The sequence below is a fragment of the Streptomyces sp. NPDC045956 genome (assembly GCF_056430705.1).
In genome coordinates this window covers 480,622-496,499 of the sequence record NZ_JBWKKZ010000002.1, presented here as the reverse complement: position 1 = coordinate 496,499, position 15,878 = coordinate 480,622, and the positions used below count along the sequence as shown (strand labels likewise).

Below are 15,878 nucleotides of genomic sequence, written 5' to 3'. Positions count from 1 at the left end.
TGGTCCACCGGGACACGCGCTCCGCGAGGGCTGCCCTGTTAGGCCTCCGGGTTCGGGGAACCCGGAGGCGGCCGTACCCGCCCGCGCACCAGCGCCCACGCCGAGGGAGCCCCGGATGTCACTGACCAAAGGCCTCGTCGCCGGAGCGGCCGGGACCGTCGCGCTGAACCTCACCACGTACGGTGACATGCTGCTGCGCGGCCGGGGGCCCAGCGACGTCCCGACCCAGGTCGCGGACCGGTTCGTCGACCGGGCCGGGATCGGGCTGGGCGACGAGGAGACCGGGCACCACCGCGAGGAGGCCGTCGGAGCCCTCCTCGGCTACGTCACCGGCCTCGGGGTCGGCGCGGCCTACGGGCTGCTCCGCCGCCGCCGCGGGGCGCTGCCGGACTGGGTGGCCGGTCCCCTGCTCGGCGCCGCCGCCATGGTGAGCAGCGATCTGCCGGCCACATTGCTCGGGGTCACGGACCCCGCCTCGTGGGACCGGACGTCCTGGGTGTCGGACCTCGTGCCGCACCTGGTGTACGGCTTCGCCACGGCCTCGGTCTACGAGGCACTGCGCTGAATGTGAACGGAGGAGTCACCATGTCCGGCAGCAGGCCGCTCGCCCTGGTCACCGGGGCGTCCAGCGGAATCGGGTACGAACTCGCCAGGCTGTTCGGGGAGCAGGGCCACGACCTCGTGGTCAACGCCGAGGACGAACGGCTGGAGCACGCCGCCCAGCGGCTGCGGGAGACCGGCGCCGAGGTGCGGGCCGTACGCGCGGACCTCAGGACCGCCGAGGGCGTGGACCGGCTGGTGGCCGCCCTCACCGGGCTCACCGTGGACGTGGCCGCGCTCAACGCGGGGGTGGGGCAGGGCGGTGCCTTCGTCGACACCGACCAGGCCGACGACCAGTCCGTCATCGACCTCAACGTGACGTCGACCGTGCGGCTCGCCAAGCCGCTGCTGCGGGACATGGTGGCGCGTGGGGTGGGCCGGCTGATGTTCACCTCGTCGGTCGCCTCGACGATGCCGGGCTCCTTCCAGTCCGTCTACAACGCGTCGAAGTCCTTCGTGCAGTCCTTCGCCCAGGCGCTCCAGGAGGAGGTCGCGGACACCGGCGTCACGGTCACCTCCTTCATGCCGGGCCCGACGGAGACGGACTTCTTCCGGCGGGCCGGGATGGAGGACACCAAGGTCGGCGCCATGGACAAGGACGATCCCGCCCAGGTCGCCCGGCAGGCGTACGACGCCGTCATGAAGGGGCGCGGAAAGCTGGTGACCGGCTCGGCGAAGACCAAGGCCCAGGGTGTGGCCGACAAGGTCCTGCCGGACCGCGTCAAGGCCGCCGTGCACCGCCGGATGGCCGAGCCGGGGACGGCGCCGGACGCCGAAGGGAGCCCCGACCGGGGGTAGCGCGGTCCGGCGGTCCCCTTGTCGGCGGCTCGTCCGCGGTGCGACGATGCCCGCGGCACCGGATCAGCCCAGCGAAGGGACCGTCGTGACCGACGACCAGCAACGGCCACCGGCCGCCGCCGTGTTCGACGCGCTGGGCGCGGACTACGAGAAGGCGTTCGCCGCTTCGAGGACGCACCGGCACTCACTGGAGTGGCTGCTCGGGCGGCTCGCGCCGGGCAGCCGGGTGCTGGACGTGGGCAGCGGCACGGGCCGGCCCACCGCCGAGACACTCGCGAACGCCGGGCACGACGTGCTCGGCGTCGACGTCTCCCCCGTCATGGTGGAGTTGGCGACGCGGCAGGTGCCCGCCGCCTCCTTCCGGTGCGCCGACATCCGTGACGTCCCGCTCGAGGACGCCTCGTTCGACGCGGTGTGCGTGTACTTCTCCCTGCTCCAGCTGGACCGGCGGGAGCAGGCGGACCTCGTCAGGGGCCTGGTCCGTGTGCTGCGGCCGGGCGGCCTCATGGTCCTGGCCACCGTGCCGCTGGACGTGGAGGGCGTCGACGTCACCTTCATGGGCCGGCCGGTGCGTGTCTCCAGCTTCACCGCGCAGGGGTTCACCGCCGTGGCCGAGGAGGCCGGCCTGGAGATCCTGGCGCAGGAGGCGTCGATGTTCACCCCGGCCCACCCGGCCGCCCAGCCGGAGCCGCACCTCTTCCTGCACGCCCGGCGCCCGGACACCACCACTGCGCGCACCTGACGTCCGGCGTGCGGTCGGCCGGAACGGCCCGGGGCCGGGTCCGGGGCCTGCCCGGACCCCTCTGGGGCACGCAGATCGCGCCATCACCGCCTGGCGGGCGGATGCGTCACCTGCCTGGCCTGCGGTGACGGTGGAAGCGAGGGACCGCGGCGCGGCCGTCAGCCCAGTCGGTGTCGTCGTCGGCGTCCGCCGCCGGCACGGCGGCGAGGATCATCTCCCCGGTGCCCTCGACGGCCCCTCCGATCAGCCGCATATGAGCGGTGGGGTCATCGCCCGGCGCGGGAACGGCGGCAGCGCGACGTCCCCCGGGACGAACGACCGCTCTCCCGGGCTCCCGGGTTCACCACCGCCGCCGGCCGGCGCTTCCTCGGCCAGGATCGAGCCCCGCTCCTTCAGATGGCGATCGACTGCTGGAGCCACCGGCTGACACGGTAGGGCAGCCACCACGCGTACGGGCCGACGTCCAGGACGAGGTGCTCGGAGCGGAAGTCGGCCAGTGCGGCCCGGTCGACGGTGTCGGCGAGGGCACCGTGGTCCAGCAGGCCGACCGCGGTGTCGTACTCCGGTTCGTCGGCGGTGAAGCGGCGCAGCTCTCCCCAGCGGCGGTCGCGGATCTGCAGGAAGCCGGGGCCTTTGCGCCACAGGCACTTGCACAGGTAGTGACCGCGCCGCCACGAGCGCAGCGACTCCCCGGCGTCGGCGGGGCCGTGCAGCGCGGCGGGCGGCTGGAGATGGCTGAGCCGTCGCCAGGTCTCCCCCTCCCCCGCATCGAGGCGCAGTTCCCACTCGATCATGACCGCCCGCGCGGTCAGGTCCCGGACCAGGGAGAGCCCGTACACGGCGGCCGCCGGGTCCGCGCCGGTGGAGAGGTCGACCGGGGCGGGCAGCCGCACCCGGCGCGCGCCCAGCTCCCACAAGCGTGCGGCCTGGCCACGCGCCGGGCCGGGCAGGGGCAGCTCGCCCAGGAACATGCCGGGCAGCTTGCACGCGGCGAGGTCGTAGTCGCGCCAGGCGAGAACCGTCGGCGCGGTGAGGGTGGCGATCATCGTGCTCCTTCGAAGCGGGGCGGGGAGGGGTCAGGCCGGCTCGGGGACGGCGGCACCGTCGGGGGCGTCCTCGGTGTGGATGTGCCGCATGAAGTCCAGGCGCAGCAGATCCTCGTTGACGGCGGCCGGGGCGACGTGGACGTACTGTCCCGCGTCGGCGAAGACGATGCCGAGGGCGAGCCAGGTGTCGAGGAGCCGCCGGACCCCGTCCTCGTCGCGGGCCGCCCCGGGCACGCGTGCCGCGGCCTTGCGGGTGAGGGCCTGCACGCTGTGCGGCTGGTCGAGGAGGCGGAAGAGGGCGAGTTCGAAGGGGTCGGTCAGCTCCTTCACCCGCCAGTCGAAGGCGCGGCGACGGCTGACCAGGACGATGCGGTCGCCGTGGTCGTCGTGGGTGAGCCGGGCGTCGGTGTGGTGCTTCTTCCAGTCGGCGAGGGCGTCGTTGAGGGCGCTGACGGTGGGTTCGCCGATGCCGCGGGCGGGCGCCTCGAAGACGTACGCCATGCCGTACAGCTCTTCCTCGGGCAGGTCGTAGGTGAAGCGGTAGTGCGCTTCGGGGCGCAGACCGGTGAAGCCCAGTTCGGGGCGTTCGAAGTAGGGGCTGAAACGCTCGATGGCGATGCGCGCGGACAGGTCGACCGGTGGGTCCAGGTGTTCCAGGGCCGGCAGCTGGGCGATGACCGGGTCGTAGTCCTCGGCGCTCTCGCCGGGAAATCCGTGCAGGTAGTTCCAGGCGACGGAGAGTCCGGTCTCGGCGCCGTCACGCAGCATCCGCACGTTCTGGCAGCCGCTCACGCCCTTGTCCATCAGGTCCAGCACGCGGCTGTTGAGGCTCTCGATGCCCGGTTGTACGTAGATGAGTCCGGCATCGGCGAGGGTGCGCAGCTGGCTGCGCCTCATGTTCGCCTTGATCTCGATGTGCAGGCGCAGGTCGTAGCCGCTGTCGATGATGCGGGGCAGCACGGTGGTGAGATAGCGCATGTCGAGGATGTTGTCGACGACGTACATGTCGAGGACCCGGTGGCGGCGGGCCAGCTCCATGATCTCCTCGTAGAAGGTGTCGGGGCTCTTGGAGCGGAACTCCATGAAGGAGCCGTTGAGCCCGCAGAAGGTGCAGTGGTGCTTCTCGCCCCACCAGCAGCCCCGCGCCCCCTCGACCACGAGTTTCGGCTCGACCCAGTTACGGGCGACGGACGCGGCGAGCCGTTCGAAGTAGCCGCTGTAGTCGGGCGGCAGGATCGCGGCGGGCGGCAGCGGGCGGGTGGCCATCGGGTTGGCGACACTCGCGCCGTCCGCGTCGCGGTGGCACAAACCGGGAATGGAGTGGAGCGGACCGTCCTCCGCCAGCGCGCCCAGGAGTTCGGGGAAGGCGGCCTCACCCTCGCCGCGTACGACGTGGTCGACGAAGGGGAAGTTGCGGTGCACGGTGGCGCCCTGTTCGCCGTCGCAGTTGGCTCCGCCCATGACGGTCACGATGTGCGGGGCGAGCTGCTTGACGCGGCGGGCGGCCGCGAGCGCGGCGGTGTTCTGCTGGAAAGTGGAGGTGAACCCCACGACATCCGGCTCGCTCGCCACGATCTGCCGGGCGATCGTCTCGACGAACTCCGGTGCTATGCGGTGCAGTTCGCGGGTCATCCTCATCCGCGCGGACTTGAGCTTGCCGCTCATCGTCGCCACGAACTCGTCCTCGCGCCACGCCGGGTCGTCGTACAGGGCGGAGGAGAAGACCCAGTCGCCGCAGCCCATGAAGTAGGAGGAGAGGGCGTAGTACTCGTAGTCGTCGCCGGTGAACTCGGTGCGCTCGGTGATCCAGTCGGTGAACATGAGGTTGGCGTGCAGCACCTCGGCACTGGCACCGGGCACGCGCTCGTCCACGCTCCGTTTGAGGATGCCGAGGGCGAGGGACGGCAGGTCGATGGGCGACCAGGGCATGTTGACCAGCAGTACGCGCATGGGCGCATCTCTCCTGACGGGGTGCGGGGGCGGGCGACGGTGCGGGCCGGTCGGCCCCGGGGCGCCCCGGGGCCGACCGGTGAGGGTCAGTCCTCGACGGTGTCGTCGCCGTCCTCTGCGTTGCGGAACGGGACGGTGACCGTGATGCCGATGCTCGGCTTGCGGTTCGTCTCGTCCTCGGCCAGCGGGTCGTTGTGGATGACGTCCTTCTGCATGGGCTTCGCCTTCTCTCTAGTGTTCGACCGTGTGGTGCGCTGACCCCTCTCCGGCCGGAGCGGGGCGTCTGGGGGGTGGGGTGGTGCGGGCGGTGCGCCGGAGCGTGCGGTCGAGGAAGCGCACCGCGCGGCGCAGGACGGTCACGTGGTCGGCCCCGTCGTAGCCGTCGTGCCCGGACTCGAGCCACAGTGACTCGTGCGGGGCACCGGCCGCTTCGAGGGCGGCGAGGTAGGGACGGATCTGCGCGGGCGGGCACTTGGCGTCGTATGTGGCGGCGACGACCAGAAGCGGATCACGGACGCGGGCGGCGTAGCGGATCGGCGAGCTGTGCGCGTACGCGTCCGGTATCTGTTGGGGTGTGCCGCCGAACAGCCGCTCGTCCAGCGCGCGGAGGGCAGGTGTGGCGGCGGCGTGTGCGGCGGCGTAGTCGGCCACGGGTTTGACGGCGACACCCGCCTGCCAGAGCCCGGGGCGGGTGCCGAGGGCGAGCAGGACGAGGTAACCGCCCCAGGAGGTGCCCCAGAGTCCGGTGGCGTCCGGCCGGATGAGCCCGCGCGCCACGAGGTCGGCGCGGACGGCGGCGAGGTCGGTGACCTGGGTGTGGCCGACGCCGTCGCGGAAGGCGCGCTGCCAGCCCGGCCCGTATCCGGTGGAGCCGCGGTAGTTGACGCGGGCCACGGCGAACCCGGAGGCCACCAGGGAGTGCACGGTGCCGTCGTAGGCGTCGCGGTCGTGGTCGGCGGGGCCGCCGTGGACCAGGAACACGGCGGGGTGCGGCCCGGGTGTGGACTCGGGAAGGCTGAGCAACGTGTGTACCGGGCCGTCCGGTCCCGGTGTGTGTATGTCGCGCAGGATGCCGGGCACGCGGCCGTCGACGGTGCCGAGCGGGGGCAGCGGTGTCCCGGCCGTGGACCTCATGCGGGGCGGGTGGGCGCTGTCCGTCCAGAGGGTGTGCAGGTCGCCGCCGGGGCGCGGGGCCGCGTCCAGGAGGGTGCCGGGCGGGGTCGGTACGGGGCCCAGGGTGCGGCGGGCGAGGTCGGCGCGGCGGAGCAGGGAGCGGCCGTGCCGGTCCTGCCGGATCAGCACGGCGCCGCCGTCCGGGTACCAGCGGGCGGTGAACTGGGTGTCCAGGGCACACCAGTCGTGGGTGACGGTACCGGTGGCGGCGGTCCAGGTGACGAGGGTGTAGCGGTCCCCGCGCTCGCGGACGAGCAGCAGGGTTGGGGGGTCGCCGGGCGCGGGGCCGAAGCCGAGCGCCCACAGTCTGCCGTGCGGGCCGTCACCGGGGAGGGCCGCGACCTCGGTGCCGTCGGGGGTGAGGAGGGTGACGGCGCGGGGCGAGTCGGCGGTGCGGGTGAGGGCGAGGAGGCCGCCGTGCGGGGCGAGTCCGGCGAGCGCGGCGGGGCCGTTCACCCGTGTGACCTCGCGTCCGGGGCCGCCGCGTGTCCCGAGGCTGACGGTGGTGTGGTCGCCCAGTCCGATGCCGAGGGCGACGGTGGCGTCGGCGGTGACGGCGAGGCCGCGGGCGGTGCCGTCGGGGATGCCGGTCAGGCCGGGCCGGCCGGGGCCGCCGGTCAAGGGGCCGTCGAACGGCTGACATTGCCAGTGACCGACGCCATGCGCGTCCTCGGCGAACCACCACACGTAAGCGTCGGCGTCGATCGCGCCGTGCAGGGTGCCACCGGGGCGGTCGGTGACGCGGCGGGCGCGGCGGGCGGCGGCGTCCCAGGTGAAGACCTCGCAGCGGCCCTCGGCGTCGGCGGTGAAGACCATGCGGTGCGGATCGGTGGCGCACACCTCGGGCAGCGCGGCGCGGAACACCTGGAAGCGGCTCATGCGGCGGCCTCCGTGAGGGCGGCGCGCCGGGTGGTGTGCGCGGCGAGCAGGACGAGGAGCGCGGCACAGCCCAGCGCGGGCGTCGCGGAGTTCAGCCGGCCTGCGAAGACACCGGCCAGGACCGGAGCGAGGGCCGCGGTGGCGCCGGAGGCGGTGGCGATGACGGCGCCGACGCGGGCCTGCAGTTCCGGCTCGGTCGTCAGCAGGGCACGGGCCTGGAGGACGACGGCGGGCAGCGGCACGAGGAGGCCGATCGCGCCGAGCAGCACGCCGTAAGCCCAGGGCCCGTCGGCGAGGGCGAGGGCCGCGGTGAGCGGGGCGAGGAGCCAGGTGACCGTGGTGAGGGTGCGGGCGGCGCCGAGGCGGGCGGCGGCCTTGGGCGCGGCGAGGGATCCGGCCAGACCCGCGGCGCCGGTGACGGCGAGGACGAGGCCGAGCGGGAGCGCACCACTGCCGGAACGTTCCAGCGCGAAGACCGCGGAGTAGTAGAGCGTCGCGGCCACCCCGTTGACCAGCGCGATCCACACCAGCACGAGGCGCAGCAACGGCCGTCGTCGCACCAGGTGCAGCCCGGCGGCGGCCGCACGCCACAGCCCTTCGCCCGAAGGAGCCGCCGCGGCCTTCAGATCCGTGCGCATGGCCCGTACGCAGCCGGCGACGACGGCGTAGGAGAGAGCGTCGGCGGCGAACGGCAGAGCGCGGGAGAGCTGGTACGCGGCTCCACCGAGGGCCGGGCCGAGGATGAGTGCGCCTTGGTCGGCGGCGGCGAGCCGGGCCACGGCACGCGGCTGGTCGTCGGGCGGGCAGACGAGGGCGACCGTGCCGCGCGACGCGGCGTCGTGACAGGCGGTGGCGAACCGTTCGACGAGGACGGCGGCCACGAGGTGCGCAAGCGTCAGGTGTCCGGCGAGCAGGGTCGCGGTGACGGAGCCCATGGCCAGCGCGGCGACGACGGCGGACCAGAACATGATCGTCTTGCGCGCGCCGCGGTCGGCGGGGACGGCGGCGAGCGGCCCGAGCAGCAGGCCCGCGGCCAGCGAGAGCCCGGCGACGAGCCCCGCGGTCCGCGGTGAGTGCCCGAGACCGAGGAGCAGCAGGGGAAGGACGGCGCCGGACGCCTGGGTGCCCACAGCGTCAACGGCGTTGGCCCACCAGAAAAGGCGGAAGTCCCGGGCGGACGGATCACGCCCGGAATCGGAAGCGTCGCGGCGGCCCCGGAGCAACCGGGGCCGGGGTAACCCATCGCGGGGGCGCGCCGCTCCCGTCTGCCTGAACGACTCCACGATCCCCCCAAGTCTGATGAAGCAACCGTGCAGGTTGTGCAGAAAGCGAAGAGAAGCGAGCGGGATCGTAGCCAGCGCCTCGAACGAGCTACAAGGTCGCGGATCGGTTGGCTGGAAAGCGCGAGGAAGTCCGGAGGGGGTGGGGATTTCGGGACCGCAGCAAAGGGAGGGGTGTGTTCCGGTGCCGTCCGCGGGGAGGGTGAGGTGTGGGAGACGCTTGTGATGTGTGAGGCGTGTCGTCGGCTTGCTTCTGGTCAAGCGCCGAGCCTGCCGAAGCGGTCCGGGAGGACGTCGGACGGGGGCGGGTCCGGATCGGGGCCGGTGCTTCCCGGGCCGAGGATGGCCAGTTCACACCGTCAGGTGCCCCCGTGGCATCGCAGTGCCGCGCCCCTGCGGGGAGCGGCACTCATCGCTGATGAATCACTTCGTCACGGCACGAGCCTCAGCGGCTGGCGTCCCTCGAGAATTCCTCACGTGCCGTCCGCGCCCGCCTGCGGCGAGGCCCGACTCGACAGCCGTCCACCCGGCTTCGGCAGCCAGGCCTACAAGCAGCGGAACAGCGTCGAGCCGTGCATCCCCCCTCGGCAGGGGCGCGCCCAGTCCACACGAACCGACAAGCCCACCACCGCGTGACGGGCCGCACTCCATCTCGCGGGCATCCTCATCCGGACCCGACGCTGACCGAAGCGGCAGGTCCTGGTAGCCCCCGGATGGGGTAACTGCGCACGCGCGGACCCGGTGCCGCGGCCAGAGTGGGCAGCATGACAGAACCTGGCGGGCGACGGCGCGGCACGACTTCCACGACCACGCGCGAGCGTGCCGTGCGGGGTGCCCGGGACGCCGCCCAGCACGCCGCCGACGCCCTGGGCGAGCTGATCCGGCACCGCCTGGAGGGAGTCTCCGCGGTGTGCCGGAGCGAGGACGACGGCTGGATCGTCCGGGTGGACGTGCTGGAGGTGGCGCGCATCCCCGACACCACCAGCCTGCTCGCCACCTACGAGGTCGAGCTGGACTCGGCGGGCGACCTGCTCCAGTACCGCAGGGTCGCCCGGTACCGGCGCGGTGCCCAGGACCAGTGACCGGGCCGTCGGGCCCGCCCCCGGAAGGACCACCGCATGATCACCTATGACGACGAGGTCGTCTGCGCGCCCCGCGCCGGAACCCTCTACGACGTCCTCGAACTCATCCTCGACCGCGGCATGGTGATCGACGTCTTCGTACGCGTCTCCCTGGTCGGCATCGAGATCCTCAAGGTGGACGCCCGCATCGTGGTCGCGAGCGTCGACACGTACCTGCGTTTCGCGGAGGCGTGCAACCGCCTGGACCTGGAGCACGACGTGCGCTCCAAGACGGTCCCCGAGATGTTCGGCAGTCCGGTCGCCAAGACCATAGGCAAGGCGGGCGCCAAGCACACGGCACGCTCCCTCACCGACAAGGTGCGCGACATCCTCACCCCCGAGGAGGAGGAAGAGGAGTCGGCGCAGGAGGAGGAAGCCCGCCCCCGTGAGCGTGCGGAACGCGGCCGTGCCGCTCAGCGGCCCCGCAGCCGCACGGCCGCACGCCCCCGCGCGGAGGACGACCGCCCGCGCAGCCGCCCCCGCCGACGCACGGAGACGGAGGACGAATGACCGCCCCCACCACCAGTGCCCCCACCAGCAGCGCTCCCACGGCCGGCTGCGACGCCGGCACCGCCGAGGCCGCTGCCCCCAGGGCGCTGTACGTCTACGGGATCACGCCCGCCGGAGTCGGCACCCCCCGCTCCCCCGGGGTCGACGGTGCCCCCGTACGGCTGCTGACCGAGTCCGGACTGTGCGCGGCGGTGTCGTCCGCCCCCGCACGGCTCCGGCCCCGGCGCCGTGACCTGCTGGCCCATCAGGCCGTGCTGGACGAGTTGGCCGCGCAGGGGCCGCTGCTGCCGATGCGGTTCGCGGTCCTCAGTCCCCGGCCGGATGCCCTGGCCTCCCAACTGCGTTCCGAAGCCGCCCACTTGAAGCGGCAGCTGGACGACGTCCGGGGGTGCGTCGAGTTCAACGTCAAGGGAACGGTCGTGCCCGGCCACTTCGCCGATCTCGTGCGTCGTGACGAAGGGCTGCGGGCCCTTGCGCTGCGCACCCGGCGGCGGCCGGACTACGAGGGCAACGTCCGGCTGGGCGAGGCGCTGGCCCGCGGTGTACGCCGCGAGGCCGGGCGCGCGGCCGGCGACGTGCTCGACCGCCTGGCCCCGCTCGCCGTACGCACGGTGCGGGGACGGACCGACGACGAGCAGGTGCTCAGCGCGTCGTTCCTGCTGCGCGCCGCCGACGAGGAACTCTTCCGGCAGGCGGTGGACGAGCTGGCGCGCACCTGCGGGGACCGGCTGGCGATCAGCCTGACCGGGCCCCTGCCCTGCTACAGCTTCGTCGACCCCGGCCCCGCACCGGACGGGCGGTGACGAGGTGGGCATCGTGAGCGGTCTCCTGCTGCTGCCCCTCGCGCCGGTGCGCGGCACGGCGTGGATCGCGGACCACCTGCTGCAGGAGGCCCGGCGCCAGGCCCACGACCCGCGCGTCGTCCAGACGCGGCTGGCCGCCCTCAACCGCGCCCTGGACGAGGGCGCCATCGACGAGGCGACCTTCGAACGGGAGGAGGACCGATTGCTCACCCTCCTCGAACGCACGGCCCGGCCCACCGGCCGCGCCACCACCGTGGACCGAGCGCAGAGAAGGCCCGTATGAGCGACAGCAGGGCGACCATGGTGGCGGCCGTGGCGGGCGGATACCTCCTGGGACGCAGGAAGAAGGCCAGACTGGCCCTCGTCGTCGGCTCCTACCTCGCGGGCCGGCGGCTCGGCCTGTCCCCCGGTCAGGTCCTCTCCCAGGGCCTGACCGGCCTGCAAGGGACGCCTCAGTTGCGGGAACTGACGGATCAGGTCCGCGGCGAACTGCTGACCGCCGGACGCGCCGCCGTCACCGCCGCGGCGAACCGCGGGCTGACCGGTCTCGCGGACACGCTCCGCGACCGCACCGACGCGCTCACCGGCGGCGGCCCGTGGGACGACCGGTCCGGCGAGTACGACGACGAGTATGACGACGAGTACGACGACGAGTACGACGACCGCGGCGCAGAGGACCGCGCCGAGCGGGAGGACGCCGGGGACGAGGACGCCTACTTCGACGAGGAGGAGCGCGAGGAGGACCGGCGCCCCGCCGCGGCGCCCCGCAGGACGAGCGAGAAGACTCCGCCGCGCAGGACCGCCCCGCCCGCGAAGAAGGCTCCGGCGAAGAAGGCCGCCTCGAAGAAGGCCGCGAAGAAGGCCGCTCCGGCCAAGAAGGGCGTGCCTCCGAAGAAGGGCGCGCCCGCGAAGAAGACGGCTCCGGGCGGCAGGCGCGGAGGTGGGCGCGGATGACTCCGGACCGGCAGGAGAACGGTGGGGCGTCGCCCCTCGGTGACCTCAAGGACGCGCTCGGCGGGTACCTCGCCGCCTCGGGACACAGTCTCGTGGGCAAGGCCGGGAAGCGGATCGGAGGACTGACCGAGCGGCTCACCGAGTCCGCCGGCGACCGAGGCTCCGAAGGCGGCAAGGACCGTGGCAACGGCAACGGCAACGGCAACACACGGAGCAAGGCGAGCGGCGGCAGCGTCAAGGCGACGCACATCATGGAGACCGTCGACATCGGCGTCCCCCTGCGCACCGTCTACGACCACTGGACCCGGTTCGAGGAGTTCAGCGGCTTCACCAAGGGCGTCCGCAGCGTCAGCGCGCAGGACGAGGTGACGTCGGACTGGAACGTCAAGGTGGGCCCGTCCAGTCGGAGTTGGAAGGCGACCGTCCAGGAGCAGGTCCCCGACCAGCGGATCGTCTGGACCTCCGAGGGCGCGAAGGGCAGTACCCGTGGTTCGGTCACCTTCCACGAACTGGCACCCCGGCTGACCCGGATCGTGCTGGTCGTGGAGTACTACCCGGCGGGCTTCTTCGAGAAGACCGGCAACCTCTGGCGTGCCCAGGGCCGTCGGCTGCGGCTCGACCTGAAGCACTTCGCCCGGCACGTGACCCTGCTGGGCGACGAGGAAGTCGAGGGCTGGCGCGGCGAGATCCGCGACGGCGAGGTCGTGAAGAGCCATGAGGAGGCGCTGGAGGAGGAGAACGCCGACGCCGACGAGGACGGCACCGACGCGGAGGACGGCGCAGAGTACGAGGGCGACGAGAGCGAGGACGACGAGGAAGGTGAATACGACGAGGACGAGGACGAGGACGACGAAGACGAAGACGAGGACGAGGCGTACGGGGACGACGAGGACGACTCCCACGAGGACGACGAGCGGCCTCGTCGCCGGCGTCGCTGACCGCCCGGGGAGCACGCAGTGACAGACGTCGACCACCGCTTCGCGGGACCGGACGGCCAGCCCTACGCGCCCGTCACCGGCAACCTCGCCGACCTGCTCGAACGCGTCCTGGACAAGGGCATCGTCATCGCCGGCGACATCAAGATCGACCTCCTCGACATCGAGCTGCTCACGATCCGGCTCCGGCTGTTCATCGCCTCGGTGGACACCGCCAAGAAGGCGGGCATCGACTGGTGGGAGACCGACCCGGCGCTGTCGTCCCGGGCCGCGCGGGACGAACTGGCGGAGGAGAACGCGCGGTTGCGGGCCCGCCTCGACGCACTGGAGGAAGCGCTGGAGGAGTCGCCGGAGGGCCCGCCGCAGGGCGAGCGGGACTCCGAGGGCTCCCTGGCGGGGGCGTCCGGGGAGACGGCGGAGGCCGCCCGGTGAGTACGGTCGCGATCCGGCCGGACGCCCCGGCCCTCGTCTGCGTGTTCGCCGTCACCCGCACCCCGCCCGACGAGACCGCGCTGGCCGCGACGACCGGTCACGAGGAGGGCGGTCCGCTGCGCGTCCTGCGCGCGGACGGTCTCTGCCTGGTCGTCCAGGACGTGCCGGCCGCGCTGTTCGACGAGCAGGCGCTGGCGGAGCGGCTCAACCGGCCCGCCGATCTGGAGCGCTGCGCCCGCGCCCACCACCGCGGCGTGGAGGCCGCGGGCGGGAGGGGCCGCTCCGTCGTACCGCTGCCGATGGCGACCCTGTACCGGAGCGACCGGACCGCGCGGCAGGCGTTCGCCCCCCGCAGGGCGGTCCTGGAGGCGCTGCTGGACCGGCTCCGGGACCGTACGGAGTGGGCGGTGAAGGTGCACGCCGCCGAGCAGGCGGCCCCCGTCGCCCCGCCGGCCGGCACGGGCACCGGCGCCGGCCCCCGTCCCGCCGCGGGCGGCCGTGCCTACCTCAGCCGGGTCAGCGCGCGGCGGCGCGACCGGCAGGACGCGCACGAACGGGCCCGGGCCGCGGCGGAAGCGGTCGACGCGGAACTGCGGCGGTACGCGGTCGCCGCGACCCGGCACCGGCCGCAGAGCGAACGGCTGACGGGCCGGCGCGCCCCGCAACTCCTCAACGCGGCCTACCTCGTGGCGGACGCGGACAGGGCCGCCTTCACCCGCGCACTGTCCCGGCTCACCGCGGAGGACCCGTCCGGCGAGGTCCGGATCGAGGCGTCGGGCCCATGGATGCCGTACTCCTTCGCCCGCTGGGACGAGGAATCGGACCCCACGGAACCCGACTTCACGGAACCCGACCCCACGGCACCCGACCCCACGCGACCCGACCCCACGGGACCCGACCCCGCGCAGCAGGAGGCCCGCGCATGACCGAAGTGGACCCCCGTACGCCGGGCCCGGCGGCCGTGCCCTGGGACGGCCCCGAGCCGTACGCGCCGGTCGGTGTGCCCCTCGTCGACCTGCTGGACCGGGTGCTGGCGACCGGCGTCGTGGTGAGCGGGGACCTCGTCCTGGCCGTCGCGGACGTGCCGCTGGTACGGATCTCGCTGCACGCCCTGCTGTCGTCGGTGAGCGAACGGATGCCCGCCCCCTGGCCGGACAGCGGGCCGCTGTGACGGCGCCCCGGGCCCACTCCCTCGACCTGGACCCCGAGCGGGTCACGAACGACCTGGCCGCCCTGGTCCTCACCGTGGTGGAGCTGCTGCGCCAGCTCATGGAGCGCCAGGCCGTGCGCCGCTTCGACGAGGGCACGCTGAGCACGGACCAGGAGGACCGGCTGGGCACGGCGCTGATGCTGCTCGACGAACGCATGGACGACCTGTGCGCGCAGCACGGCCTGAGCCGCGCCGACCTCAACCTCGACCTGGGTCCCCTGGGCACCCTCCTGGCGGACCCCGAGCCCTGAGGAGGACACCGGTCGGTCCCCGCTCCCGCGACGAGCGATCGCTATGATGACGGCGAATCGCTCAAACGAACATTGTCGGGTGGGGAGAACGGATGCGGGAGCCGGTCGATCTCAGGCGTCAGCGGATTCTGGCGGCGGTCCGGGCGCGGGGCACCGCGCGGGTGCGTGACCTCGCCGAGGAGTTGCAGGTCTCCGTCGTGACGGTCCGCCGTGACGTGGAGGAACTGACGCGCGAGGGCCGGCTCCGCCGCGGGCACGGCGTCGTCCGCTCCACGGTGCCCGCCGAGGAGGAGCCCGCCGGTACGGGTGCGGCGGCCGGGGACCGGGTGGCCGTCGTGGTGCCCGTACGGCACTCGTACCTCAACGAGACCCTGCACGGCGCCCGCACGGTCCTGGAGGAGGCCGGACTGCGCCTGGCCCTGCACCTCGCGCCGCAGGCCGCGGGGGCCGAGCGCCCGCTGGTGGAACGGGCCCTGGCGGAGGGGGCGGACGGTCTGCTGATCGCCCCGCGCTGGCGTCGCCGGGCCGAGGAGGAGGCCGACCACGAGTGGCTCGCCGCGCTCGGGGTGCCGACGGTGCTGATGGAGCGCCGCCCGTGGCGCGGCAGCGCCCTGCACGCCCTGGACTCGGTGTGCTCGGACCACTGGTACGGCGCGCACCTGGCCGTGGAGCACCTGGTGGGGCTCGGTCACCGGCGCATCGTGTTCGCCACGCGCCACGACAGCCCCACCGCGCGTTCGCTGCGGGCCGCCTTCACCGAGATCGCCGGGGCGCATCCGCTGGTGGAGCGGTGGGCGTGGACGCTCATCGCGCCGGAGGCCGGTGCCGACGGGCCGTACGCGGCGGACGAGACGGCCGAGTTGCCCGCCCTGATGCGCAAGGTGGGGGCGACCGCCCTGGTGCTGCACGGGGACGTGGACGCGCTGATGGTCGTCCAGCGTCTGGCGGAGGAGGCGGTACGGGTGCCGGAGGACTGCTCGGTGGTGGCGTACGACGACGTCGTGGCCGGACTGGGTTCGCCGCCGCTGACGGCCGTGTCGCCGCCGAAGACCGAGGTCGGGCGCATGGCCGCCGAACTGCTGCTCCAGCGGCTGGCCGAGGCGCCGGGGGCCCGGCCGGGGCGGCGGGTGGAGTTGCTGCCGCGGCTGAGGGTGCGGGGATCGACCGCACCGAGTACTGAATGAGCGTTTGAGC

At 73.6% G+C, this 15,878-nt stretch carries 20 protein-coding genes; 15 read left to right on the top strand and 5 right to left on the bottom strand.

Annotation, left to right across the window (positions count from 1 at the left end):
* Positions 1-115: 115 nt before the first annotated feature.
* The 3 genes from AC07FV_RS07975 to AC07FV_RS07965 are packed head-to-tail and all read left to right on the top strand — an operon-like array spanning position 116 to position 2,140.
* Positions 116-565 carry a hypothetical protein gene (locus AC07FV_RS07975; RefSeq protein WP_479085487.1) on the top strand — a complete coding sequence of 150 codons (450 nt, stop codon included), beginning with the start codon at positions 116-118 and terminating at the stop codon, positions 563-565.
* A 20-nt stretch (positions 566-585) separates the two neighbouring features.
* Entirely contained in the window at positions 586-1,398 is an 813-nt protein-coding gene (locus AC07FV_RS07970) for an SDR family NAD(P)-dependent oxidoreductase (RefSeq protein ID WP_479085485.1), read from the top strand.
* Between the two features lie 46 nt (positions 1,399-1,444).
* Positions 1,445-2,140: a class I SAM-dependent methyltransferase gene (locus AC07FV_RS07965; RefSeq protein ID WP_479085484.1), complete on the top strand. Its 696-nt coding sequence runs from the start codon at positions 1,445-1,447 to the stop codon at positions 2,138-2,140.
* Between the two features lie 392 nt (positions 2,141-2,532).
* On the opposite strand, the gene AC07FV_RS07960 is transcribed toward AC07FV_RS07965, so the two are convergent.
* The 5 genes from AC07FV_RS07960 to AC07FV_RS07940 all read right to left on the bottom strand — a co-directional run bounded on the left by AC07FV_RS07960 (position 2,533) and on the right by AC07FV_RS07940 (position 8,471).
* The gene (locus tag AC07FV_RS07960; RefSeq protein WP_479085483.1) at positions 2,533-3,186 is read right to left on the bottom strand and encodes a DUF5825 family protein; all 654 of its coding nucleotides are present in this window, start codon (positions 3,184-3,186) and stop codon (positions 2,533-2,535) included.
* Positions 3,187-3,216: 30 nt separating this feature from the next.
* The gene (locus tag AC07FV_RS07955) at positions 3,217-5,136 is read right to left on the bottom strand and encodes a RiPP maturation radical SAM C-methyltransferase (protein ID WP_479085481.1); all 1,920 of its coding nucleotides are present in this window, start codon (positions 5,134-5,136) and stop codon (positions 3,217-3,219) included.
* An 86-nt stretch (positions 5,137-5,222) separates the two neighbouring features.
* Entirely contained in the window at positions 5,223-5,351 is a 129-nt protein-coding gene (locus tag AC07FV_RS07950) for a hypothetical protein (protein ID WP_479085480.1), read from the bottom strand.
* 16 nt (positions 5,352-5,367) lie between these two features.
* Entirely contained in the window at positions 5,368-7,188 is a 1,821-nt protein-coding gene (locus tag AC07FV_RS07945) for an alpha/beta hydrolase family protein (RefSeq protein ID WP_479085478.1), read from the bottom strand.
* Positions 7,185-8,471 carry an MFS transporter gene (locus tag AC07FV_RS07940; protein ID WP_479085476.1) on the bottom strand — a complete coding sequence of 429 codons (1,287 nt, stop codon included), beginning with the start codon at positions 8,469-8,471 and terminating at the stop codon, positions 7,185-7,187. The genes AC07FV_RS07945 and AC07FV_RS07940 overlap by 4 nt, the downstream gene beginning before the upstream one ends.
* A 474-nt stretch (positions 8,472-8,945) precedes the next feature.
* Here AC07FV_RS07940 and AC07FV_RS07935 point away from each other — a divergent pair, with 474 nt between their 5' ends.
* The 12 genes from AC07FV_RS07935 (at position 8,946) to AC07FV_RS07880 (ending at position 15,868) form a co-directional block, all read left to right on the top strand.
* Entirely contained in the window at positions 8,946-9,104 is a 159-nt protein-coding gene (locus tag AC07FV_RS07935) for a hypothetical protein (protein ID WP_479085475.1), read from the top strand.
* 128 nt (positions 9,105-9,232) lie between these two features.
* Entirely contained in the window at positions 9,233-9,550 is a 318-nt protein-coding gene (locus AC07FV_RS07930; RefSeq protein WP_383638531.1) for a gas vesicle protein GvpO, read from the top strand.
* A gap of 36 nt (positions 9,551-9,586) precedes the next feature.
* The gene (locus AC07FV_RS07925; protein ID WP_479085474.1) at positions 9,587-10,099 is read left to right on the top strand and encodes a gas vesicle structural protein GvpA; all 513 of its coding nucleotides are present in this window, start codon (positions 9,587-9,589) and stop codon (positions 10,097-10,099) included.
* The gene (locus AC07FV_RS07920; protein ID WP_479085472.1) at positions 10,096-10,902 is read left to right on the top strand and encodes a GvpL/GvpF family gas vesicle protein; all 807 of its coding nucleotides are present in this window, start codon (positions 10,096-10,098) and stop codon (positions 10,900-10,902) included. Before AC07FV_RS07925 ends, AC07FV_RS07920 begins: the two co-directional genes overlap by 4 nt.
* Before the next feature lie 4 nt (positions 10,903-10,906).
* Complete coding sequence (locus AC07FV_RS07915) at positions 10,907-11,185, top strand: gas vesicle protein GvpG (protein ID WP_479085471.1); 279 nt, start codon at positions 10,907-10,909, stop codon at positions 11,183-11,185.
* Complete coding sequence (locus AC07FV_RS07910; RefSeq protein ID WP_479085470.1) at positions 11,182-11,856, top strand: hypothetical protein; 675 nt, start codon at positions 11,182-11,184, stop codon at positions 11,854-11,856. Before AC07FV_RS07915 ends, AC07FV_RS07910 begins: the two co-directional genes overlap by 4 nt.
* Entirely contained in the window at positions 11,853-12,794 is a 942-nt protein-coding gene (locus tag AC07FV_RS07905) for an SRPBCC family protein (protein ID WP_479085468.1), read from the top strand. Before AC07FV_RS07910 ends, AC07FV_RS07905 begins: the two co-directional genes overlap by 4 nt.
* 18 nt (positions 12,795-12,812) lie before the next feature.
* Positions 12,813-13,223 (top strand): gas vesicle protein, encoded by a 411-nt coding sequence (locus AC07FV_RS07900; protein ID WP_479085466.1) that lies wholly within the window; start codon positions 12,813-12,815, stop codon positions 13,221-13,223.
* Positions 13,220-14,149 (top strand): GvpL/GvpF family gas vesicle protein, encoded by a 930-nt coding sequence (locus AC07FV_RS07895; protein WP_479085465.1) that lies wholly within the window; start codon positions 13,220-13,222, stop codon positions 14,147-14,149. The genes AC07FV_RS07900 and AC07FV_RS07895 overlap by 4 nt, the downstream gene beginning before the upstream one ends.
* Positions 14,146-14,394 carry a gas vesicle protein gene (locus tag AC07FV_RS07890; RefSeq protein WP_479085463.1) on the top strand — a complete coding sequence of 83 codons (249 nt, stop codon included), beginning with the start codon at positions 14,146-14,148 and terminating at the stop codon, positions 14,392-14,394. Before AC07FV_RS07895 ends, AC07FV_RS07890 begins: the two co-directional genes overlap by 4 nt.
* Entirely contained in the window at positions 14,391-14,684 is a 294-nt protein-coding gene (locus AC07FV_RS07885) for a gas vesicle protein K (protein WP_356604825.1), read from the top strand. The genes AC07FV_RS07890 and AC07FV_RS07885 overlap by 4 nt, the downstream gene beginning before the upstream one ends.
* Positions 14,685-14,776: 92 nt before the next feature.
* The gene (locus AC07FV_RS07880; RefSeq protein ID WP_479085462.1) at positions 14,777-15,868 is read left to right on the top strand and encodes a substrate-binding domain-containing protein; all 1,092 of its coding nucleotides are present in this window, start codon (positions 14,777-14,779) and stop codon (positions 15,866-15,868) included.
* Positions 15,869-15,878: the final 10 nt, after the last annotated feature.

Bases quoted from the DNA above. Each gene is read 5' to 3' on its own strand.
- AC07FV_RS07975 (WP_479085487.1), top strand. From the start codon at position 116: ATGTCACTGACCAAAGGCCTCGTCGCCGGAGCGGCCGGGACCGTCGCG.
- AC07FV_RS07970 (WP_479085485.1), top strand. From the start codon at position 586: ATGTCCGGCAGCAGGCCGCTCGCCCTGGTCACCGGGGCGTCCAGCGGA.
- AC07FV_RS07965 (WP_479085484.1), top strand. From the start codon at position 1,445: ATGCCCGCGGCACCGGATCAGCCCAGCGAAGGGACCGTCGTGACCGAC.
- AC07FV_RS07960 (WP_479085483.1), bottom strand. From the start codon at position 3,186: ATGATCGCCACCCTCACCGCGCCGACGGTTCTCGCCTGGCGCGACTAC.
- AC07FV_RS07955 (WP_479085481.1), bottom strand. From the start codon at position 5,136: ATGCGCGTACTGCTGGTCAACATGCCCTGGTCGCCCATCGACCTGCCG.
- AC07FV_RS07950 (WP_479085480.1), bottom strand. From the start codon at position 5,351: ATGCAGAAGGACGTCATCCACAACGACCCGCTGGCCGAGGACGAGACG.
- AC07FV_RS07945 (WP_479085478.1), bottom strand. From the start codon at position 7,188: ATGAGCCGCTTCCAGGTGTTCCGCGCCGCGCTGCCCGAGGTGTGCGCC.
- AC07FV_RS07930 (WP_383638531.1), top strand. From the start codon at position 9,233: ATGACAGAACCTGGCGGGCGACGGCGCGGCACGACTTCCACGACCACG.
- AC07FV_RS07925 (WP_479085474.1), top strand. From the start codon at position 9,587: ATGATCACCTATGACGACGAGGTCGTCTGCGCGCCCCGCGCCGGAACC.
- AC07FV_RS07920 (WP_479085472.1), top strand. From the start codon at position 10,096: ATGACCGCCCCCACCACCAGTGCCCCCACCAGCAGCGCTCCCACGGCC.
- AC07FV_RS07910 (WP_479085470.1), top strand. From the start codon at position 11,182: ATGAGCGACAGCAGGGCGACCATGGTGGCGGCCGTGGCGGGCGGATAC.
- AC07FV_RS07905 (WP_479085468.1), top strand. From the start codon at position 11,853: ATGACTCCGGACCGGCAGGAGAACGGTGGGGCGTCGCCCCTCGGTGAC.
- AC07FV_RS07890 (WP_479085463.1), top strand. From the start codon at position 14,146: ATGACCGAAGTGGACCCCCGTACGCCGGGCCCGGCGGCCGTGCCCTGG.
- AC07FV_RS07880 (WP_479085462.1), top strand. From the start codon at position 14,777: ATGCGGGAGCCGGTCGATCTCAGGCGTCAGCGGATTCTGGCGGCGGTC.